The organism is Streptomyces rugosispiralis (assembly GCF_024505145.1).
GTDB classification, from domain to species: Bacteria; Actinomycetota; Actinomycetes; order Streptomycetales; family Streptomycetaceae; genus Streptomyces; species Streptomyces rugosispiralis.
Window position 1 is genome coordinate 748,742 of sequence record NZ_JANIAA010000001.1, and the last position, 20,364, is coordinate 769,105.

Below are 20,364 nucleotides of genomic sequence, written 5' to 3' on the forward strand. Positions count from 1 at the left end.
CCGACTGACGCCCACAGTAGGGCGTCGGCCGGGCCTGGCGAAGAGGTCGTACGCGCGGACACGCGTGCGGTGGCGCACCGCGCCCTACGAACCGCCCTTGCCGTAGGGCGCGCTGGTGAACACCACCGTGTCATCGGTGCCGTCGGTCACCCAGAACCGCTGCGGCCTCTCCCCGTAGAGCGCGAAGAGCGGATCCGGTCCCCAGGCCGGCACGACCTCGTCCTTGCCGTCGTGGTCGAAGTCCCCGGTGCCGTAGAGCCTGACGGCGCGCCGCTTCTTCGGCACCTCGCGGCCGTCCACCCGGGCCGGGACGGTGCGGTCGAGGGTGCGGCGGTGGGCGATCTCTCCGGGGGCGTCGGGGCGGATCGTCAGCAGTTCGGTGCCGCCGGTGCGCAGCGATACGGCCAGTTCGTCGGTGCCGTCTCCATCGGTGTCGGCGGCGGCGAGCACATCGCCGCCCAGGGCGGGGATCCTGATCGGCTCGGGGGTCGATCCGGCCGTGCGCTTGGTGTACACGCTCACCGACTGGCTGACGTCCGCGGGTTCGGTCTCATAGCCGGGCTCGTCATTGCGGCTGCCGGTGTCGGCGACCGCCACATCCCGCTTCCCGTCGCCGTCGAAGTCGCCGAAGGCGATCGCGTTGCCCTTGCGGAGGGTGCGGCCGGTGGTGGCGAGGCCGTCCGGGCCCGCCGTGAGCAGCGCGGACCGCGTCTGGTCGTCGTCGCCCTGCTCATGCACCACCAGATCGGTGGGCCGGTCGCTGTCGATGGCGTCGGCGTACAGCTCCGCGATCTGGCCGCTGGAGCCGAGGGGGTTGGCGTACGTCTCGGTACGGGCGGCTCTGCCGTCACGGCCGAACGGGCCGTACAGCACATGGAAGTCCTTGCCGCTCTGGCGCACGGCGGCCAGGTCGTGGTGTCCGTCCCCGTTGAAGTCGCCCGTCGCCAGGGGCCGCGAGCTCTCGAGGCCGTCGTCGGCGTCGGCCAGTCGCACGGGGGTGGCGGGGGTTCCCCGGCGTGGCCCGTCGGGGCCGCCCCAGGCGATGTAGGGCAGCGTCTGGGTGGTGATGTGCACGCGCTCGCCACTGGCCGGGGCGCGCTCCTCGGTGGCGGTGGCGATCACATCGGCGTAGCCGTCGCCGTCGAGGTCGGCGGTGGTCGCGGAGTCCATCTCACCCGCGGTGCCCTGCCATCCGGCGGCGGCGGGAAGGCCGAGGTCCTCTCGGCCGAGTACGGTGCGGACGGCGGGGTCGGGGCCCTTCGCCGAGCCGTACACATAGACGATATGGCGCAGGCCGCCGAGTCCCTCGTCGTCGGAGGCGAGCGGGATGCCGAGCTCGGGGCGGCCGTCGCCGTTGAGGTCGTCCGCGAGCGCGCTGCCCTCGCCCCGGGGGACGGGAGCGGTCGCGGTGGGCGTGACGACGGGTGCGGCCGTGCTCTTCCCGGCCCCGTCGCCACCGTCGGTCTCATCGTCGCCACCGCCACCGCCACCGCCACCGCCGCACGCGGTGAGCAGTGCCAGCGCGGCGGCGCAGAGGGTGGCGGTGGCGGGGTGGAGCCTGGTGGTGGGGGATGCCATCAGGACACGACAGCGCATTCGGTGAGGGCACGCCATCGGAGAGATCATTTCGTTACGGCGCTCCCCCGGCACGGCGCTCCCCCGTTACCGCGCGCACCCTCGCTACGGCACGCTGACCTCGTTACGCCTCGCTCCCCTCGTCACGGCGCGCACCTCCCGTTACCGCGCGCTCCCCTCGTCACGGCGCGCTCCCCACCAGCGGGTATCCGCAGCGCAGATTCCACCGGCCCGCGCGGCCGCTGAGCTCCGTCGCGGTCAGCGGGGCGACGTCCAGCCGCCAGAAGGCGGGCGCGGGCAGGCCGAGGGCGTGGACGAGCGCGGCCCGGACCACGGCCGGTTCCACGACGGCGAGCAGCCGCGCCGCACGGGCGGGGGCGGGCGGTGCGGCCGGGGGCGGACTCTCAGGGGCGGGGACGGGCGGTGCCGGATCCTCCCGTCGCGCCTCCAGCCACGCCCCGATCCGCTCCACCAGTTCCAGCAGCGTTTCGCCGCCGTGCGGCGCCGCGGCCGGATCGGACAGCCACCCGGCCACCTCCTCCGGCGCCTCCTGCCCCACCTCGTCCAGCGAACGGCCCCGCCAGCGGCCCACATCGAGATCGCGCAGCTCCGGCGTCACGGCGGCGCCGAGCCCCAGGGCCTCGGCGGTGCCCCGGCAGCGCTCGGAGGGCGCGGTGAACGCCATGTCGTGGTGGGGCAGCGACGTGGCCGCCGCCGCGGCCCGGCGCAACCCGGCCGCGTCCGGCGGGGCGTCGTCGAACCGCACCTGCCGCAGCGCCGCGTTCACGGCGGGCGCGATCAACGTGATCCGCACCACCCAGCCCCTCCTCATCCGCACCCTCCGCCCACGTGGAGGGCGCCTTCCGGGATCCGCGCCGGAGCGGCGGACGACCGTGGCGCCTACCGTCTCATGCCTCCTGACGGAGACACCGGCATGACCCGGGTGGCGGATCGCGCCACCCGGCAAGCGCAGCCGCGGATGCACACGGCCAGGAACCCGCACACGGTGGAGATATCGGACATCACCGACCGGGTTGAGGTGCTGTGGTATGCGCGTGACCGGACTTGGGCATGCTGGGTTGTTCATCGAGACCGCGGCGGGGTCGGTGCTCTGCGATCCATGGGTCAACCCCGCCTTCTTCGGCTCCTGGTTTCCGTTCCCGGACAACACCGAGCTGGACTGGGCGCACTACGGGCGCGGGGCGGACTATCTGTACGTCTCCCATCTGCACCGCGACCACTTCGACGCGGAGAATCTGCGCCGGCACGTGCGCAAGGACACCACCGTGCTGCTTCCGGCCTTCGCCACCGATGAGCTGGAACGCGAGCTGAGCGCGCTCGGTTTCACCAACTTCCTGCGCGCCCCCTCCGGTACACCGGTCGAGCGCGACGGTCTGCGCATCATGATCACCGCGCTGACCGGCCCCGGGGACGGCCCCATCGGCGACTCCGCGCTCTCACTGGACGACGGCCGGACCGTGCTGCTCAACCAGAACGACGCCCATCCGCTGGACATCGCGGCGATCCGGGATTTCGGCGAGGTGGACGCGTACTTCGTCCAGTTCTCCGGGGCGATCTGGTACCCGATGGTCTACCAGTTGCCGCTCTCCGCCAAGAAGGAGTTCGCCGCGCGCAAGCGGCAGGGCCAGTTCGACCGGGCGCTGCGCTACATCGACGCGGTGGAGGCCAAGCATGTGTTCCCCAACGCGGGTCCGCCGTGCTTCCTCGACGACGAGCTCTTCGAGCACAACGGCACCGGCCAGGACGGGGAGAGCATCTTCGTGGACCAACTGGAGTTCCTGCGCCAGCTGGGCCGGGCGCGCCCGGAGGTGGCGGCGCATCTGCTGCTGCCGGGAACGGTGGCGGAGCCGGAGGACACCGCGTGCAAGCTCACCCACCGCTACACCGAGACGGAGATCGAGCACATCTTCGGCGAGAAGCCCGCGTACTTGCGGGAGTTCGCCCGGCGCCAGCAGCCGGCGCTGGCCGCCGAGCGTGCCTCACGGTCCCCCGCACTGCCGCGCGAGCGACTGCTGGCCGAGCTGAAGCAGTGGTGGGAACCGCTGCTGACCAGGGCCGACCGGATCTGCGCGGGCGTCGGCGGCCCGGCGCGGCTGGATGTGGGCGAGGTGCCGATCGTGATCGACTTCCCGGCGCGGGAGGTCCGTCTCTGGGACGGTGAGCGCTGCCGCTACACGCTGTCCACCTCGGCCGATCTGGTGGCCACCAACATCGAGCGGCGCGAGGTGGACTGGTCCAACAGCCTGCTGCTGTCGATGCGGTTCACCGCCAGCCGGGTCGGTCCGTACAACGAGTTCCTCTATGTGTTCTTCAAATGCCTGTCGATGGAGCGCATCGAGTACGTGGAGAACTACTACGACTCCTGCCAGGACGACGGCCAGGACATCGTGCTGGACGGCTGGCAGGTGCAGCGGCGCTGTCCCCATCTGCGCGCCGACCTCGGCCGGTTCGGGCAGATCGAGGGCGAGGTGCTCACCTGCACCCTGCACGGCTGGCGCTACGACCTGACCACGGGCCGCTGTCTGACCGCGGACGGACACGACATCCGCGCCTCGGCCGTGTCCTGACCCGCCCGGCCGGGCCGTGGCGGCGGTCGCCGCCACGGCCCGGCGAGTTGCCCTGGAGCGCTCTTCAACTCCTAGCGTCGGCGCACGCCATCACATGACCGACGCAAGGGGACCACCGTGCGCTGCACACTGTTCGGCAGGACCGGGCTCCGGGTGAGCGAGCTGAGCCTGGGCACCATGACCTTCGGCGAGGACTGGGGCTGGGGGGCCGCCAAGGAGACCAGCCGGCGGCTGCTGAACCGCTACGCGGAGGCGGGCGGCAACTTCATCGACACCGCCAACAACTACACCGGCGGCAGTTCGGAAACCATCCTCGGCGAGTTGCTCGAAGGCCGCCGGGAGAGCTTCGTCCTGGCCGGGAAGTACACCTGCGCGACCCGCAAGGGCGATGTGAACGCCGCGGGCAACCACCGCAAGAACCTGGTGCGTTCGGTGGAGGACAGCCTGGAGCGGCTGCGCACCGACCGCCTCGATGTCCTGTGGGTGCACGCCCGGGACAACTTCACCCCCGTCGAGGAGGTGATGCGGGCGCTCGACGATCTGGTGCGGGCCGGAAAGGTGCTGTACATCGGGGTGTCCGACTGGCCCGCCTGGGAGATCGCCCAGGCCTGCACGCTGGCCGAGCTGCGCGGCTGGACCTGCTTCGCGGGCTCGCAGCTGCGCTACAACCTGCTGGAGCGCACCCCCGAGCGCGAACTCCTCCCCCAGGCCCGCGCCTTCGACCTGGCCGTGCTGGCATGGGGCCCGCTCGCGGGCGGCAAGCTCACCGGCAAGTACCGCCGCGGCGAGTCGGGACGGCTGGCCACCCATGCCACCTGGGACGACCGGACGGAACACAACGAGGAGGCCACCATCACCGCGGTGCTGGAGATCGCCGAACAGGGCGGCTGGACCCCGGCCCAGGTGGCGCTGGCCTGGCTGCGCGGCCGCCCCGGCACCGTGATCCCGATCGTCGGCGTCACCCGGGAGGCCCAGCTCACCGACGCCCTCGGATCCGTCGACGTCCGGCTCGACGCTGCCGCGGTGGCACGGCTGGACGAGGTCAGCGCGGTGCCGCTGGGCTTCCCGCATGACTTCGTACGGGACCCGGCCGTCACCGAGAACATCTACGGCGACCGCTGGGCCGAGATCGACGACCGCCGCTCCACCCATCGCCGCAGCACGAGCGGAATCCTGTAGGCGCGCCCGCGGCGTGGCAGCGCGCCGCGCCCTGGTGGCACGGGCCGTCCCTACGATGGGTGGGGCCTGCGACGACCGGTACGACAGGAGCGATCCGCCATGCCCGAGGCCCCGAAGCCGACCGGCTCCCCCGCCCGCCAGAACGTCACCTTCCCCAGCGCCGGAACCCCCGCGCACGGCTATCTCGCGCTCCCGCCGTCCGGGCAGGGCCCCGGGTTGATCGTCATTCAGGAGTGGTGGGGCCTGGACCACCACATCGCCGATGTCACCGACCGGCTGGCCCGCGAGGGCTTCGTCGCGCTGGCGCCCGATCTGTACGGGGGCAGCGTCGCCCACAACGCCGACGAGGCGTACCGGATGATGCAGGAACTGCCGGTGGGGCGCGGGGTCGAGTTGCTCTCCGGGGCGGTGGACCATCTCCTCGGGCGGCCCGAGGTCACCTCCGACACCGTGGGAGCGGTCGGCTTCTGCATGGGCGGCGGCTTCGTGCTGTATCTGGCCGCCGCCGATTCCCGGGTCAGCGCGGCGGTGCCCTTCTACGGCGTCATCCAGGGCGAGCTGCCGGACTTCTCGGGACTGCGGGCCGACATCCTGGGCCATTTCGGGGAGAACGACAACACCATTCCGCTGGACGGTCTGGAGCGGCTGCGCCGGGTCATCCGGGAGGAGTCCGGTGTGGAGCCGGATTTCCGGCTCCACCCGGCGGGTCACGCCTTCTTCAATGACGAGCGCCCGTCCTATCACGCGGAATCCGCGGCATCGGCCTGGCAGAGCACGCTGGGCTTCCTGCACCAGCGGCTGGACTGACGAAATCGGACTGCCCCGGAAAAGGCCTTAAGGCTTCATGAAGCCTTAAGGCCCTTTTAAGGTCGGGCCCGGAGAACCCGCCACCGTTCAATTCTCAACCACATTTCCCCGAAAAATTTCCGTCCGACCCTGAGACGACTCCGGCAGCCGCCCGTATGGCATGGCGGACAGCTCGAAAAGGAGTCGACATGACACGCAAAAGGACACTCAGCGGCAAGAAGAAGCTCGGCCTGCTGATCGGTTCGCTGGCACTGGCGGGCACCGGCGCCGGGGTGCTGGCCGCCACCAGCAACGCCAGCACCGAGGGCACGGCGCAGTCCTCCACGGCCTGCGCCGGGCTGGAGCAGGCGCTGGCCAACAATGAGAAGTTCATCGCCGATCAGCGGGCCAATCCGGATGCGCAGTCACAGGCGCGGATAGCCAACCGGCAGGCCGTCATCGAGGAGATCAAGCGGAAGCAGCAGGCTTCGGGCTGCGCCGCCGATGAGGCCGCGGGCCAGGCGGAGGGGGCCGCGGGCCAGGACGAGGCGGCGGCTCCGGCCGAGGGCGGCGCCTCCGCGTCGGCCTCCGCCTCGGCGGGGGCCTCGGACTCCGGCGCCGGTGATGCCGGCGCCTCGGGCGAGGTCGTCTGCGCGGGGTCGACCGTCACCCTGTCCGGCGAGGGCGGGGCCCCGGCCGCCTCCAGCAATGAGTTCCCGGTCGGCACCAAGCTCAAGGTGACCAATCTCGACAACGACAAGTCGACAACGGTCTCCGTCGCCTCGACCTCGGGCAGTTGCGCGCTGCTGAACAACGCCGCCTTCGAGCAGGTCCGTGAGCCGGGCAAATTCCTGATCCGCAACGCGCGCATCGAACGCGTGGGCTGAACCGGCCACACCGGCCGCGGCGCATCGGCCGCCGTGCGGCGGCCGGTGTGCCGCGGGGGTGCACACCGGCCGTCCGGCGGTCCACCCCGCACGGGCGCGAACCGTCGATCCACGGGCGCGAACCGTCGATCTGACCGCCATGTCCGACTGTGACCGGTATCGCAGGGTGAGTCCGCCGCACGCGGGTACCCGCTCGCCATGGACAGAAATGAGCAGCCAATGCTCACTCCCGATCTGCCGCCGGTCGTCGACGTTCCGGACCTGACCTTCCCTCCCTCTCAGGGACGTCACTCCGATGAGTCGAAGCGCGCGGCGGAGCGGAACGGTGACAAGGAATCCCCCACCTCCACCCCCGCCCCTTCGTCCTCTCCCTCCCCCGACCGGCGCCGCTTGGCGGCGTGACGGACGAACCCCCAGCCCGCGGCCGATCCCCTCGCGTCGCCGCCCCGACGGCCGGAGCCGCCGGGATGATCTCGCGCACTCCCTGTGTTGACCATCGACGCGGGGAGACGCAAGGTGAGTCTTCGCACACGAGACGAGGGGACGGACATCATGCCGTTGCAGGGTGAGTACGAGCCGAGCCCGGAGAAGTTCGTACGCGATCAGGTCGAGCTGATCGAGAGCTCCGGTGGCACCGAGGGAACGACCATGCGGGGCATGCCCGTGGTCGTCCTGACGACACTGGGCGCGAAGAGCGGAAAGATCCGCAAGACCCCCCTGATGCGGGTGGAGCACGACGGCGCCTATGCCGTCGTCGCCTCGCTGGGCGGCTCCCCCAAACATCCGGTCTGGTACTACAACGTCGTGGCCGACCCGCGGGTCGAGCTGCAGGACGGCCCGCTGCGGCAGGACATGACCGCGCGCGAGGTCACCGGCGAGGAGAAGGCCCGGTGGTGGGAGCGCGCGGTCGAGGCGTACCCGGACTACGCCGACTACCAGACGAAGACCGACCGCCAGATCCCGGTCTTCGTGCTGGAGGCGGCGGCCGGCGCACACTGACCCGCGGGTCCCGGCGCGTTCCGGCGCGCCGGGCCCCTGTGGATCGCCGGGAGCCCCCCGTGTGATCGACGTCAAAGCATGGCTGTTTGATAGATCGGGTAGCCGGGAGCCGACCCGGAATCCGTACCCGAGGAAGTGCGCCACATGACCACGACAGACAAGTCAGACTTCGTGCCGATCTACGACAGCCTCGTGGCCGAGCACGGCGACGTCCCCGCGGCGGCCCGGGAGGCGGCCGAGGAAATCCAGCGCGAGGCCGCCGAGGCCCTGGACTGGAGCAAGGTGCGCGGCGGCGGCTGACGCACTCCGGCCCCGTCGCCCGGGGCCACCGTATCCGGCTCGGTGAGCGGCCGTCCGTCATCTGCCCGGAAGGCCGCTCGACACCCCCCACCTTCGATAAGCTGCCGATGACGCACTGTGCTTGATGGCGTCGACACTTATCTCACGAGGGGAAACAGTTGACTACCGGGGTCGAGACTTTCGAGTTTCAGGTCGAGGCACGACAGCTTCTGCAGTTGATGATCCATTCGATCTACTCGAACAAGGACGTCTTTCTGCGCGAGCTCATCTCCAACGCGTCCGACGCGCTGGACAGACTGCGCCTCGAATCGCTCCGCGACGAAAGCCTTCAGGCGGACACCTCCGATCTCCATATCGCCATCGAGATCGACCAGGAGTCGCGCACGCTGACCGTCCGCGACAATGGTATCGGCATGTCGCATGAGGGGGTCGTGGAGCTCATCGGCACGATCGCGAACTCCGGCACCGCGAAATTCCTCAAGGAGCTGCGGGAGTCGAAGGACGCGGCCGCCTCCGCGGACCTCATCGGGCAGTTCGGAGTGGGCTTCTACTCCAGCTTCATGGTGGCCGACGAGGTGACCATGGAGACCCGGCACGCCGGGGAGAGCGAGGGCACCCGCTGGGTCTCCAGCGGCGAGGGCACCTACACGATCGAGCCGGTCACCGACGCCCCCCAGGGCACCTCCGTGACGCTGAAGCTCAAGGCGGAGGACGCCGAGGACCACCTCTACGACTACGCCTCGCCCTGGAAGATCCGGGAAATCGTCAAGCAGCACTCGGACTTCATCACCTGGCCGATCAGGATGGCCCCCGCCCAGGCCCCGGCCACCACGGACGAGGCGGAGCAGGCGGAGGAGGGCGCCGAGAAGGCGCCCGAGCTCGAGACCGTCAACTCGATGAAGGCGCTGTGGGCCCGTCCCAAGGACGAGGTCACCGACGAGGAATACCACGAGTTCTACAAGCACATCAGCCATGACTGGGCCGATCCGCTCGAGACCATCCGCATGCAGGCGGAGGGCACCTTCGAATACCAGTCGCTGCTGTTCATTCCGGCCCGAGCACCGCAGGACCTGTATATGCAGGACCGCAAGCGGGGTGTGCAGCTCTATGTGAAGCGCGTCTTCATCATGGATGACTGCGAAGCGCTGATGCCGGAATACCTCCGCTTCGTCAAGGGCGTGGTGGACGCCGCCGACCTCTCGCTGAACGTCTCGCGGGAAACCCTTCAGCAGGACCGCCAGATTCAGCTGATGCGGCGCCGTCTGGTGAAGAAGGTGCTCTCCACGGTGAAGGACATCATGTCCTCCGACGCGGAGCGCTACGCGACCTTCTGGAAGGAATTCGGCCGCGTTCTCAAGGAAGGTCTCCTCGGCGATCTGGAGAACCGCGAGGCGATTCTCGAGGTGTGTTCGTTCGCCTCGACCCAGGACGCCGAGCAGCCCACCACGCTGCGCGGCTATGCCGAGCGCATGAAGGACGGGCAGGAGCACATCTACTACATGACCGGCGAGTCCCGGTCGATCATGGAGAGCTCCCCCCATATGGAGGCGTTCCGGGACAAGGGCTTCGAGGTGCTCCTCCTCACCGACCCCATCGACGAGCTGTGGGTCGACGCCGTGCCGGAGTTCGACGGCAAGCAGCTCCGTTCCATCGCCAAGGGACAGGTCGACCTCGACTCCCAGGACGAGAAGGACGAGGAGGCGGAGGCCGAGCGGGAGCAGCGGCAGAAGGACTTCGCCGAGTTGCTCTCCTGGATGACGTCGACGCTGAGCGAGCAGGTCAAGGAGGTGCGGCTGTCCTCGCGGCTGACCACCTCCCCGGCCTGCATCGTCGGGGACACCTTCGATGTCACCCCGGCCCTGGAGAACATCTACCGCTCGATGGGCCAGAACCTGCCCCAGATCAAGCGCATCCTGGAGCTGAACCCCACCCATCCGCTGGTCAGCGGGTTGCGCAAGGCCCACGCCGAGCGCAAGGACGACAGCGGTCTCGGGGAGACGGCCGAGCTGCTCTACAGCATGGCGCTGCTCGCCGAGGGCGGTGAGCTGAGCGATCCGTCGCGCTTCATCAAGCTGGTGGCGGAGCGGGTGCAGCAGACGCTGTAGCCGCGCGGTGGTGTGAGGCGGGGCGGGCCCACTCGGGGCCCGCCCCGCTTCGCGTCGGTCACCGTCCGGGACAGGCCACCGCGGAGGCGTCGATCAGCTGCCGCAGCGCGCCGTGGTAGACCTCGTGGTCGGTCAGCGCGGGCACGACGACGCCCAGGTTTCCGGTGAGCGCCGGGAAGTCCTCGGGGTCCAGCGCGGCGAGCGCGGTGCGCGCGGCGGTGCGCACCTGCTTCACATTGCGGTGGTCGACGAAGGCCACGGCGCCGAGGGTGAGCAGATACAGCCGCCGGTAGACGCGGATCGCCACCTCGGGCGTCATTCCGGCGGCGATGCTGTGCGCCAGCTGCGGCTCCACGAGGCGGCTCAGCAGATGCGGGCCCCACCAGGCGCGGCCCGACCGCAGCGCCACCAGACCGGGGTGCTCGATCAGCACCTCGTAGAACGCGGCGAAGCGGGCCTCGGTGGCGGTGGCCCAGTCCTGGTCCTGTCCCACCAGCGGCATCCGCGCGGCCAGCCGGTCCGCGCACGCGTTCACCAGGCCGTCGAAGTCGCCGCAGCGGCGGAAGACCGTGGCATGGGAGACCCCCAGCAGCTGCGCCACCCTGCGGAAGCTCAGCGCCTCGGGCCCCTCGTCGTCGACGACGGTCAGGGCGGCCTCGGCGATGGCCTCCAGGGTGGGCTGGTCGGCTCGGTCCCGGTTGTTTCGCACGCTCCGAGCGTACCAGTGGTTGTTACAGTGTTTCAGTGACTGTTTCCATGGAGGACGTAACTGCCGCGACCCAGCGGGTCGCGGGACATATCCGGCCCGTGGCGCTCGCGCCGGTGGAGCGGGGGGCGTGGGGTGCGGCCGAGGGGTGGCTGGCCCTGGAGTTCCTGCAGTACACGGGCACCTTCAAGGCGCGGGGCGCGTTCAACTTCTTCAGGGCCCACCGGGAGGCGGGCACCCTGCCGGACTCGGGTGCCGTCATCGCCTCGGGCGGAAACGCCGGGCTCGCATGCGCCTGGGCGGCCGCCCAGCATTCCGTGCCCGCCACCGTGTTCGTGCCCGAGACCGCGCCCGCGGTGAAGGTGGACCGGCTGCGCCGGCTCGGCGCCGAGGTCCATCAGACCGGCACCGAGTACGCCGACGCGCGGGATGCCGCCCAGAAGCACGCCGCCGAGACCGGTGCCCTGCTGTCGCACGCGTACGACCACCCGCTGATCGCCGCCGGGGCGGGCACCGTGATGGAGGAGATCCTCCAGGCCCGGCCCGACCTGGACACCGTGGTGGTGGCGGTCGGTGGCGGCGGGCTCTTCACCGGGGTCGCGGTGTCCGCCCTGGAGCGCGGGGTGGGGGTGGTCGCGGTGGAGCCGTACGGCTGCCGGGCCCTGAACGCCGCGCTGGAGGCCGGGGCGGTGGTCGACGTCCCGGTGGACTCGGTGGCGGCGGACTCGCTCGGGGCGCGCCATGTGTCCTCGGCCGCGCTGGAGTGGGCCCGTAAGGACGGGGTGCGGTCCGTCCTGGTCTCCGACGAGGCGATCGTCTCCGCGCGCCGGGCGCTGTGGGAGGACCGCAGGATCGCGGTCGAGCACGCGGCGGCCACGGCGCTGTCGGCCCTGGCCTCCGGCGCGTACCGGCCGGAGCCCGGGGAGAAGGTCGCCGTGCTCCTCTGCGGCGCCAACACCGACCCCGCGGACCTCACCCACTAGTAAGAGCCTGTGTCATATCCCCGGTCGGATCAGCGTGCGGCGTCAGGGGGCACCTCCCAGCGGTAGCTGGGGGCGCGTGCCAGACGCCGCACGCCCGGCCGGGGATATGACACAGGCTCTAAGCGCTCCGCGGGAAACGGCGCGGTGCGTCGTCGGCCGACTGCGGCGCCGTCGTGGCTGGTCGCGCCCACGCGGCGGAGCCGCACATCGACACAGCCCCGCGCCCCTTCGGGGCGCCGCCCGGCCGCCCGCCGCGATCGGCTACGCGCCGTCGTACGCCGCCTGAAGTGCGGCGATGTCGAGCTTGCCCATCTTCATCATCGCCTCGGTGGCCCGCTTGGCCTTCCGCGGGTCCGCGTCGGCGATCATGTCGATCAGGACGGTGGGGACGATCTGCCAGGACACCCCGAACTTGTCCTTCACCCAGCCGCAGGGGCCCTCCTCGCCGCCCTCGGAGAGCTTGCTCCAGTAGTGGTCCACCTCGTCCTGGTCCGCGCAGTGGACCTGGAAGGAGATGGCCTCGTTGAAGGTGAACTCCGGCCCGCCGTTGAGCCCCACGAACTTCTGCCCGTTGGCCTCGAACTCGACGGTCAGCACGGTCCCCGCCGGGCCGCCGGGCTCGACCCCGGTGTAGTGGGTGATCCGTCCGAGCCTGGAGTTCTTGAAGATCGAGACGTAGTGCTGCGCCGCCGCTTCGGCTTGGCCGTCGAACCACAGGCACGTGGTGAATCCGTCGCTGGCCATCGGTACCTCCTGCGCTGGGGAGCGTTTACCCCTACAGACCGCTCCCCCGCCGAGAACTCATCGGTCCTCGGCCGACCCATTTTCCGTGAGGTAGTGGTGCAGTCGGCAGGAGCCCTCGAGCATCGCCGTGGCACGCTGGGCGAGTTCCTTCTGACGTCGGGTGATGACCGTACGCAGGGCCTCGCTGCCGCCCGTGCGGCGCAGACCGTCGAGGACGGGCCGGATCTGGGGCAGCGGATAGCGGACCTGCCGCAGCAGGTCGACCATCCGGGCGTCCCGGACGTCGGCCGGCCCGTAGACGCGGTAGCCGGTGCTCCGGTCGCGCCGAGGGCGCAGCAGCCCGGCGGACTCCCACACCCGCAGGGCCGAGGTGCGCAACCCCAGTCGGGCGGCCACCTCGCCGATGCGCAGCGGTCCGGAGCGTGACGGCGCCGACGCGTCCGGAGTCTGCTCGGCGACCGCTTCGAGCGCCTTGCTCGCCGCCTCAAGGGAGAGCCGCTGGTCGTGGAGGGCGGCATGACCGGCGTTGACCAGGGTGAGCGCCAGGGGGACGTCCTCGTCGTGGACGGCCCGCATGACCGCGCGGGCGGTCTCCGCGCCGTACCCCGGCATCAGGGCCCGGTAGGTCACCAGGGCTCTGCGGTGGCGGTCGTCGAGTCTGCGGTATCCGGCGGGGGTGCGGGTGGCCGGGGGCAGGATGCCCGCGTCGACGTAGTTGCGGATCTGCTGGGTGGAGACACCCGCCATACGGGCCAGATCGACGGGGCGCGGCGCGGCGTCCGTACGGCTCACGGTTCGTCACCTTCGAGTCGCGGGTTCACGGGCGAGTTGAAGGTTAGCGTCGACCCCATCCGGTGTCACCGGCAGGGGTTGGGCGGAAGGCCGGGAAAAGTCTCAACGTGCACTTCAATGAAACACTTGAAGGCATGGATGTCAGCGAAATCAAGGTCCGTGGCGCCAGGGAAAACAACCTCCAGGGCGTGAGTGTGAACATTCCCAAGCAGCGGCTCACGGTCTTCACCGGTGTCTCCGGATCCGGTAAGTCCTCGCTCGTCTTCGACACCATCGCCGCGGAGTCGAGGCGGCTGATCAATGAGACCTATACGGCGTTCGTCCAGAACTTCATGCCGACGCTCGGCCGTCCGGACGTCGACTCGCTGCGGAACCTGAGCGCGGCGATCATCGTGGACCAGGAGCCGATGGGCGCCAACTCCCGTTCCACCGTGGGCACCGCCACCGATGCCCACACCCTGCTGCGGATCCTGTTCAGCCGGATCGGCGGCCCGTACGTCGGCCCTCCCCTCGCCTTCAGCTTCAACACCGCCGAGGGCATGTGTCCGCGGTGCGAGGGGCTCGGCCGGGTCACCGACATCGACGTCGGCCAACTCGTGGACCGGGAGAAGTCGTTGAAGGAGGGGGCGATCACCGTCCCCGGATTCGAGGTGGACAGCTGGCACTGGCAGGTTATGGCGGCCTCCGGCCTTTTCGACCCCGATACCAGGCTCCGGGACTTCACCCCGGACCAGTGGGAGGACTTCCTCCACAAACCGGCCACCAAGATCAAGGCGGGGAAGAACAACCTCACCTACGAGGGGCTGGTGACCAAGGTCCGCCGGCAGTACCTGGCGAAGGACCGGGAGACGATGCAGCCGCGCATGCGCGCGTTCGCCGACCGGGCCATGACCCTGACCGAGTGCCCGGAGTGTGAGGGCGCCCGGCTGTGCGAGGCCGTCCGGTCCTGCCGGATCGACGGCCGCTCCATCGCGGACTGCTCGGCCCTGCAGATCAGCGATCTGGCGGAGTTCGTACGCGGGATCCGGGACGACTCCGTCGGGCCGGTGCTGGAGAGCCTGCGCGCCCTCCTCGACTCACTGGTCGAGATCGGCCTGGGGTATCTGAGCCTGGACCGGGAGTCCGGCACCCTGTCCGGCGGCGAGGCCCAGCGGGTGCGGATGGTCCGGCACCTGGGCTCCAGCCTGACCGATGTCACCTATGTCTTCGACGAGCCCACGGTGGGTCTGCATCCGCATGACATCGAGCGGATGAACCGGCTGCTGCTCCAGCTGCGGGACAAGGGCAACACGGTGCTGGTCGTGGAGCACAAACCGGAGACCATCCGGATCGCCGACCATGTGGTGGACCTGGGGCCCGGCGCCGGAGTGGCGGGCGGGCGGATCTGCTACCAGGGCGACCTGGCGGGCCTGCGCGCCTCCGGCACCCTGACCGGGCGCTATCTGGACCACCGGGTGCGGCTGCGGGAGAAGGTGCGGCAGCCCACCGGGCAACTGCCGGTCCGGGGCGCCCGGCTGCACAATCTGCGGGATGTGAGCGTGGACATCCCGATCGGTGTGCTCACCGTCGTCACCGGTGTCGCCGGATCGGGCAAGAGCTCCCTGATCCATGGGTCGCTGTCCGGGCGGGAGGAGGTGATCGTCGCGGACCAGTCGGCGATCCGTGGCTCCCGCCGCAGCAACCCGGCCACCTATACGGGGCTCCTCGATCCGATCCGGACGGCGTTCGCCAAGGCCAACCGCGTCAAACCGGGGCTGTTCAGCGCCAATTCGGAGGGCGCCTGCCCGCGGTGCAAGGGCATCGGGCTGATCTACACCGATCTCGCCATGATGGCCGAGGTGGCCTCGGTGTGCGAGGACTGCGAGGGGAAGCGGTTCCGGCCCGAGGTGCTGACGTACCGGCTGCGCGGGCGGAACATCGGCGATGTCCTGGGCATGTCGGTGGCCGAGGCGCTGGAGTTCTTCACCACCGGTCAGGCCCGGGTGATCCTGGACCGGCTGGCCGCGGTGGGGCTTGGCTATCTGGCGCTGGGCCAACCGCTCACCACGCTCTCCGGGGGTGAGCGCCAGCGGCTGAAGCTGGCCATCCACATGGCGCGGAGCGGCACGACATACGTCCTGGACGAGCCGACCACCGGACTGCACCTGGCCGATGTGGACCAGCTGCTCGCCCTGCTCGACCGGCTCGTCGACACGGGCAACACGGTCGTCGTCATCGAGCACCACCAGGCCGTGATGGCCCATGCGGACTGGATCGTCGACATGGGTCCGGGAGCGGGCCACGACGGCGGCCAGGTGGTGTTCACCGGGACCCCCGCCGACCTCGTGGACAACGGTGGCTCGCTCACCGCCGTCCACCTGCGCGACTACGTCAAACGGACGTGAGCCGCCGCCCCGGTGGTCCCGTCGGCGGGACCACCGGGGCGGCACGGAGTGGCGGGCGCGTCAGGGCGCGGGCGGGGGTGCGGGGGCGCCCGCGGGCGGCGGGATCTTGGCGTAGACGGCCGTGGTGGCGCCCGCCTCGGCCGGCGCCACGACGCTTTCGCGCGGCATCAGGGCGTCGCGCGCCGCGCCCGGGTCCCAGCCGGTGTCGACCACCCGCTTCTGCACCAGGATCGCGGCCCCGAGGACCGCGAGGCCGAGCAGCACGATGACCACGAGCCCGGCGGCGCCACCGGCCTTGCCCGCGTTGCCGATGAGCGCGCCGAACCAGCCGAAGTCGGCGTCGCCGAAGGTGGTGTTCTGGTCGCCGAACGCGCCGAGCACCTTGAGCAGCAGGGCCGGGAGGAAGGTGATGAGCAGCCCGTTGAGGAAGGCCCCCACCACCGCGCCGCGCCGGCCGCCGGTCGCGTTGCCGTAGACCCCGGCCGCGCCACCGGTGAAGAAGTGCGGCACCAGACCGGGCAGCACCAGGGCGAGGCCGAAGGCCGGATTGAAGATCCAGGTGAGCAGGGCCAGGCCGATCAGCCCGCCGGTGAAGCTGGAGATGAAGCCGATCAGCACCGCGTTCTGCGCGTACGGGAAGACGATGGGCGCGTCGAGCGCGGGCAGGGCGCCGGGGACGACCTTCCGCGCGATCCCCTGGAAGGCGGGGACCAGCTCACCGAGGATCGTACGGACGCCGAAGAGGATCACCGCGACGGCGATGCCGAACTGGAGCCCCTGCATCACGGACTGCATCAGATAGTTGCCGGTGCCGGTGGCCACGGCGCCGCCGGTGCCCGTGGCGAACGCCTTGAAGGCGGCCTTCTGCCCCTCCTTGACGAGCAGGAGGACCGCCATGACCAGGTAGATGAGCAGCATCGACAGGGCGGTGGCCACCATCGAGTCGCGCAGGAAGCGCAGCCCCTCGGGGAGCTTCATCTCCTCGGTGGAGCGGCTGCGCTTGCCGACCACCTTTCCGGCCGCGCCCGCCACGATGTATCCGGCCGTGCCGAAGTGGCCGATGGCGACGGTGTCGCTGCCGGTGACGCGCTTGGTCCAGGGGTGCGCGAACGCGGGCATCGCGACCAGCATGATGCCCAGCAGCACCCCGCCGACGGCCACCACGGCGATGGTCGAGCGGCCGCCGTTGGCCAGGACCACGGTCAGCAGCGTGGCCATGAAGAGCATGTGGTGCCCGGTCAGGAAGACATAGCGGAGCGGGGTGAACCGGGCCAGCAGCAGGCTGACCACGAAGCCCAGGATCATCAGCCAGGCGACCCGTGAGCCGAACTGGTCCTGGGCGATGCCCACGATGGCCTCGTTGGTGGGGATGACGCCGTGGGCGCCGGTGACGCCCTGGATCATGGTGCCCAGCGGGGCGAGGGAGTCGGTGACCAGCCCCGCTCCCGCACCGATCAGCAGAAAGCCGAGGGTCGCCTTGATGGCGCCGCCGATGATCTGCCCGGTGCTCTTCTTCATCGCGATGAGTCCGACGGCGGTGATGATGCCGATCAGATACGCGGGCTCGCTCAGAATCTCATTGACGAGAAACGTGGCGAGGGTGACAAACCAGCCCATGGTGCTTCCTCTGTCCCCGTCGTTCAGACGTCGTACGTGTCCCGGAGCACCGCGTCCACCTCTGCGGTGCTGGTGAAGTCCTGGACGACCTTGACCGGCCGTCCCACATCGCCCAGGATCCTGGCGATCTCACGGGAGGTGAGCAGGGCCACGGCCTCGGATGCCTTGCCCTTCGCGGAGATGGTGTCGGTGGCCTCCACGGTGACGAACCTCGACCAGCCCCAGCGGTCCAGCACCTGCTCCAGGGTGTTCTTGAGGAACAGGCTGGTGCCCACGCCGTTGCCGCAGACGGTGAGGATCTTGTGCAGCGAACCCGCGCGGGGTTCGGACGCGGACGGCTCGGACGGCTCCGGCCCGGGGCCGTCCGCCGGCCGCTCCCCGGCCAGTACGGCGTGCAGCGTCTCCGGGGTGGGCGCGGCCGCGAGGGCGGCCGCCGTGTCGGGGTCGCCCAGCAGCCGCGCCAGGCTCGCCATCGCGGACGTGTGCGCCGCGGAGTCCTGGGCGGCCAGGGCGACGACGAGGGTGACGGGGTCGTTGGACTCATGCCCGAATTCCACGGGCTCGGTGAGCCGGACCCAGGACATCCCGGTGGACAGCACCGCCGGGGACGGCCGGGAGTGGGCGAAAGCCACGCCCGGCGCGATGACGATGTACGGCCCGTTCTCCTCGACGTTGGCGACCATCTCGCGGGTGTACTCGTCGGTGGTGGCTCCCGTTTCCACCATCAGACGGCCGGCGGCACCTATCGCCGCACGCCAGTCGGCCGCCCGTACGTCGAGCCGGACGGCCTCGACAGGGAGCAGGTCTTTCAGGTCTTCCATGCAGGTCATCATGGATGACATCGGCTCTGTCACACAGCCCCGGGGGGCAGAATCGGAGCGACATCCTCCGTAGCGCCCGGCAAGCATACGAAGACCAGGACCGCGAGCGCCTCGCACCCCCCGGCGACCACCAGGGCGCCGGGCAGCGACCAAGTGGCGAGCGGACCGGCGAGGGCCGCGCCCAGGGCGAAGCCGGTGATCTTCAGGCTGGCGCCGGTGGTGAAGACCTGGCCGCGCAGCCGCTCGGGCGCCTCCCGGTGACGGATCGCGAACAGGGCCGTGAGCTGGGGGCCTTCGGCGGCGCCGGTGAGCAGCACGGCGGCGATCAGCGCGGCCGGGTGACCGGTGGCCGCGAGCAGGGGCGCGAGGACGAGCAGCAGGGCTCCGCCGAGGAGCACGGCGTCCGGGCGCGGCGGGCGGGGGCGGCGGGAGAGGACCGCGTTGGCCACGAGGGCCGACGCGGCGGTGCCGGACAGCAGCAGCGCGCCACGGTCGGCACCGCCGAGCACGGCCGCGCCGAGCGGCGGCCAGCAGGTGAGCAGCGCGCCCTGGCCGACACAGGAGACGACGGAGGTGGCGGTGGCACGGGCCAGGGGCCGGTTGCGGACGATGGCCCGCAGCCCGGCGGTGAGATCGGTGGCGACCGACGTGGCCGACGGGGGGACCGGGGTGAATCGCGCGGGCATGGGGAGCGCCCAGGCGGCGGGCAGCGCGAGGCCGATCAGCGCGATGGACACCACCACCGCGGCCGGTGCCCCGGCCGACCCCGCGACGGCCCCGGCGAGTGCGGGTCCCACCAGCGCGGCGAGGCTGAACGTCATCGCGTCGAGCGCGGTGGCGCGAGGGAGGTCCGGTGGCGGTGCCACCCGGGGCAGTTGGGAGGTCCATCCGCCGGACAGGGCCGGTCCCAGCAGCCCCGCGCCCACCGCGAGGAGAACCGTGAGGGCGAACGGCGCCCGCCCCAGGCCCAGCAGGATCGCGCCCAGCCCCGCGGCGTAGAGGGCGAGCGCCGCGGCCAGCAGGCGGCCAGGCCGGGCGGAGCGGTCGAGCAGCACCCCGAAGAGGGGGCCGCCGACCGCGGCCGCGGCCATGACGCCCGCCAGCAGCGCCGAGCCCGAGGAGGGCGAACCGGTAAGCACCGGCCCGGCCAGCAGCAGCGCGGGACCGGACATCTCGTCCCCCGCGCGGGCGGCGGCCGCCCCACCCAGATAGCACCCCATCGCGTAACGCCCCGGCATGCGGAGCACGTTACGGGGCTAACGCAAAACCTCGCCAGGTGCGTTACATTGACGCGGTGTCATCACCTTCCAACGACGACTGGTCCACCCGGCATTCGGTGCGGGCCACCGCCCGGCGCACCGCCGCTCTCGTCAACGCCCTGACCGCGGAGCCGAGTCCGGACCCCGGTGCGATCGCCGGGCTCCTGCTCGACCACGGTGAGTCCGGCCCGCTCGAGCTCACCGCCGACGATGTCTCGGGGATGCGCGCCGCCGCGCTGCGGCTGCGCGAGGTGTTCGCCGCGGGCCATGTCGACGAGGCCGCCGGGGTGCTGAACCGGCTGCTGCGGGAGGGCACGGGCCCGCTCCGGCTCAGCTCGCACGACGGCCGCTCGCCCTGGCATCCGCATCTGGACAGCGATGACGAGGCGCCCTGGGGCGAGTGGTTCCTCGCCTCGTCGTGCATGGCGCTGACCGTGCTGCTCTGGGAGGGGCAGCGTCCGCCCGGCGGTCTGTGCTCCTCCCCCGGCTGTGGCGATGTCTTCCTCACCGTGGGCAGCGGACCGGAGCGCCGCTACTGCTCACGCCGGTGCGCGACCCGTGAACGGGTGGCCGCCCACCGGCGCGCCAAGGCGAAGGCCGGAGCCCGGACTCCGTAAGGGTTCCACAGGGTTCCACGCG

Annotated in this window: 18 protein-coding genes; 10 read left to right on the forward strand and 8 right to left on the reverse strand. The window is 71.0% G+C overall.

Annotation, left to right across the window (positions count from 1 at the left end):
• Positions 1-84: 84 nt before the first annotated feature.
• Both NP777_RS03380 and NP777_RS03385 read right to left on the reverse strand, forming a co-directional pair.
• Positions 85-1,578, reverse strand: a complete 1,494-nt coding sequence (locus tag NP777_RS03380; protein WP_256648480.1) for an FG-GAP repeat domain-containing protein — start codon at positions 1,576-1,578, stop codon at positions 85-87.
• Between the two features lie 178 nt (positions 1,579-1,756).
• The gene (locus NP777_RS03385) at positions 1,757-2,407 is read right to left on the reverse strand and encodes a histidine phosphatase family protein (RefSeq protein ID WP_256648481.1); all 651 of its coding nucleotides are present in this window, start codon (positions 2,405-2,407) and stop codon (positions 1,757-1,759) included.
• Between the two features lie 217 nt (positions 2,408-2,624).
• Between NP777_RS03385 and NP777_RS03390 the strand changes: the two genes are divergently transcribed.
• The 7 genes from NP777_RS03390 (at position 2,625) to htpG (ending at position 10,419) form a co-directional block, all read left to right on the forward strand.
• Positions 2,625-4,163, forward strand: coding sequence for an MBL fold metallo-hydrolase (locus tag NP777_RS03390; RefSeq protein WP_256648482.1), 1,539 nt, complete (start codon positions 2,625-2,627; stop codon positions 4,161-4,163).
• Between the two features lie 117 nt (positions 4,164-4,280).
• Positions 4,281-5,342 (forward strand): aldo/keto reductase, encoded by a 1,062-nt coding sequence (locus tag NP777_RS03395; protein ID WP_256648483.1) that lies wholly within the window; start codon positions 4,281-4,283, stop codon positions 5,340-5,342.
• Positions 5,343-5,441: 99 nt separating this feature from the next.
• Complete coding sequence (locus NP777_RS03400) at positions 5,442-6,149, forward strand: dienelactone hydrolase family protein (RefSeq protein WP_256648484.1); 708 nt, start codon at positions 5,442-5,444, stop codon at positions 6,147-6,149.
• 188 nt (positions 6,150-6,337) lie between these two features.
• The gene (locus NP777_RS03405) at positions 6,338-7,015 is read left to right on the forward strand and encodes a septal ring lytic transglycosylase RlpA family protein (protein ID WP_256648485.1); all 678 of its coding nucleotides are present in this window, start codon (positions 6,338-6,340) and stop codon (positions 7,013-7,015) included.
• A gap of 552 nt (positions 7,016-7,567) precedes the next feature.
• Positions 7,568-8,014, forward strand: a complete 447-nt coding sequence (locus NP777_RS03410) for a nitroreductase family deazaflavin-dependent oxidoreductase (protein ID WP_256648486.1) — start codon at positions 7,568-7,570, stop codon at positions 8,012-8,014.
• A 144-nt stretch (positions 8,015-8,158) separates the two neighbouring features.
• Positions 8,159-8,314, forward strand: a complete 156-nt coding sequence (locus tag NP777_RS03415) for a hypothetical protein (protein ID WP_256648487.1) — start codon at positions 8,159-8,161, stop codon at positions 8,312-8,314.
• Between the two features lie 158 nt (positions 8,315-8,472).
• Positions 8,473-10,419 carry a molecular chaperone HtpG gene (gene htpG, locus NP777_RS03420; protein WP_256648488.1) on the forward strand — a complete coding sequence of 649 codons (1,947 nt, stop codon included), beginning with the start codon at positions 8,473-8,475 and terminating at the stop codon, positions 10,417-10,419.
• A 58-nt stretch (positions 10,420-10,477) separates the two neighbouring features.
• On the opposite strand, the gene NP777_RS03425 is transcribed toward htpG, so the two are convergent.
• Positions 10,478-11,128, reverse strand: coding sequence for a TetR/AcrR family transcriptional regulator (locus tag NP777_RS03425; RefSeq protein WP_256648489.1), 651 nt, complete (start codon positions 11,126-11,128; stop codon positions 10,478-10,480).
• A 47-nt stretch (positions 11,129-11,175) separates the two neighbouring features.
• Here NP777_RS03425 and NP777_RS03430 point away from each other — a divergent pair, with 47 nt between their 5' ends.
• On the forward strand, positions 11,176-12,108 hold the full coding sequence (locus NP777_RS03430; protein WP_256648636.1) for a serine/threonine dehydratase: 933 nt from the start codon (positions 11,176-11,178) through the stop codon (positions 12,106-12,108).
• Positions 12,109-12,369: 261 nt separating this feature from the next.
• Here NP777_RS03430 and NP777_RS03435 read toward each other — a convergent pair whose 3' ends face one another.
• Complete coding sequence (locus NP777_RS03435; protein ID WP_256648490.1) at positions 12,370-12,852, reverse strand: VOC family protein; 483 nt, start codon at positions 12,850-12,852, stop codon at positions 12,370-12,372.
• A gap of 57 nt (positions 12,853-12,909) precedes the next feature.
• Positions 12,910-13,599 (reverse strand): MerR family transcriptional regulator, encoded by a 690-nt coding sequence (locus tag NP777_RS03440; RefSeq protein WP_305889345.1) that lies wholly within the window; start codon positions 13,597-13,599, stop codon positions 12,910-12,912.
• 179 nt (positions 13,600-13,778) lie between these two features.
• Here NP777_RS03440 and NP777_RS03445 point away from each other — a divergent pair, with 179 nt between their 5' ends.
• A complete protein-coding gene (locus NP777_RS03445) occupies positions 13,779-16,028 on the forward strand; it encodes an ATP-binding cassette domain-containing protein (RefSeq protein ID WP_256648492.1) in 2,250 nt (749 codons plus the stop codon).
• A 60-nt stretch (positions 16,029-16,088) separates the two neighbouring features.
• On the opposite strand, the gene NP777_RS03450 is transcribed toward NP777_RS03445, so the two are convergent.
• From NP777_RS03450 to NP777_RS03460, 3 genes are read right to left on the reverse strand one after another with little or no spacing between them, the layout of a single operon-like run.
• Positions 16,089-17,645 (reverse strand): PTS ascorbate transporter subunit IIC, encoded by a 1,557-nt coding sequence (locus tag NP777_RS03450; protein WP_256648493.1) that lies wholly within the window; start codon positions 17,643-17,645, stop codon positions 16,089-16,091.
• Between the two features lie 23 nt (positions 17,646-17,668).
• Entirely contained in the window at positions 17,669-18,466 is a 798-nt protein-coding gene (locus NP777_RS03455; protein WP_256648494.1) for a PTS sugar transporter subunit IIA, read from the reverse strand.
• A 29-nt stretch (positions 18,467-18,495) separates the two neighbouring features.
• Positions 18,496-19,704 (reverse strand): MFS transporter, encoded by a 1,209-nt coding sequence (locus tag NP777_RS03460; RefSeq protein WP_256648495.1) that lies wholly within the window; start codon positions 19,702-19,704, stop codon positions 18,496-18,498.
• Positions 19,705-19,760: 56 nt separating this feature from the next.
• Between NP777_RS03460 and NP777_RS03465 the strand changes: the two genes are divergently transcribed.
• On the forward strand, positions 19,761-20,342 hold the full coding sequence (locus NP777_RS03465; RefSeq protein WP_256648496.1) for a CGNR zinc finger domain-containing protein: 582 nt from the start codon (positions 19,761-19,763) through the stop codon (positions 20,340-20,342).
• The last annotated feature ends 22 nt before the right edge of the window (positions 20,343-20,364 follow it).

Excerpts from the sequence above, each read along its gene's own strand:
- NP777_RS03380 (WP_256648480.1), bottom strand. The coding sequence starts at position 1,578 with ATGGCATCCCCCACCACCAGGCTCCACCCCGCCACCGCCACCCTCTGC.
- NP777_RS03385 (WP_256648481.1), bottom strand. The coding sequence starts at position 2,407 with ATGAGGAGGGGCTGGGTGGTGCGGATCACGTTGATCGCGCCCGCCGTG.
- NP777_RS03390 (WP_256648482.1), top strand. The coding sequence starts at position 2,625 with ATGCGCGTGACCGGACTTGGGCATGCTGGGTTGTTCATCGAGACCGCG.
- NP777_RS03400 (WP_256648484.1), top strand. The coding sequence starts at position 5,442 with ATGCCCGAGGCCCCGAAGCCGACCGGCTCCCCCGCCCGCCAGAACGTC.
- NP777_RS03405 (WP_256648485.1), top strand. The coding sequence starts at position 6,338 with ATGACACGCAAAAGGACACTCAGCGGCAAGAAGAAGCTCGGCCTGCTG.
- NP777_RS03410 (WP_256648486.1), top strand. The coding sequence starts at position 7,568 with ATGCCGTTGCAGGGTGAGTACGAGCCGAGCCCGGAGAAGTTCGTACGC.
- NP777_RS03415 (WP_256648487.1), top strand. The coding sequence starts at position 8,159 with ATGACCACGACAGACAAGTCAGACTTCGTGCCGATCTACGACAGCCTC.
- NP777_RS03430 (WP_256648636.1), top strand. The coding sequence starts at position 11,176 with ATGGAGGACGTAACTGCCGCGACCCAGCGGGTCGCGGGACATATCCGG.
- NP777_RS03435 (WP_256648490.1), bottom strand. The coding sequence starts at position 12,852 with ATGGCCAGCGACGGATTCACCACGTGCCTGTGGTTCGACGGCCAAGCC.
- NP777_RS03440 (WP_305889345.1), bottom strand. The coding sequence starts at position 13,599 with ATGGCGGGTGTCTCCACCCAGCAGATCCGCAACTACGTCGACGCGGGC.
- NP777_RS03445 (WP_256648492.1), top strand. The coding sequence starts at position 13,779 with ATGGATGTCAGCGAAATCAAGGTCCGTGGCGCCAGGGAAAACAACCTC.
- NP777_RS03450 (WP_256648493.1), bottom strand. The coding sequence starts at position 17,645 with ATGGGCTGGTTTGTCACCCTCGCCACGTTTCTCGTCAATGAGATTCTG.
- NP777_RS03455 (WP_256648494.1), bottom strand. The coding sequence starts at position 18,466 with ATGGAAGACCTGAAAGACCTGCTCCCTGTCGAGGCCGTCCGGCTCGAC.
- NP777_RS03460 (WP_256648495.1), bottom strand. The coding sequence starts at position 19,704 with ATGCCGGGGCGTTACGCGATGGGGTGCTATCTGGGTGGGGCGGCCGCC.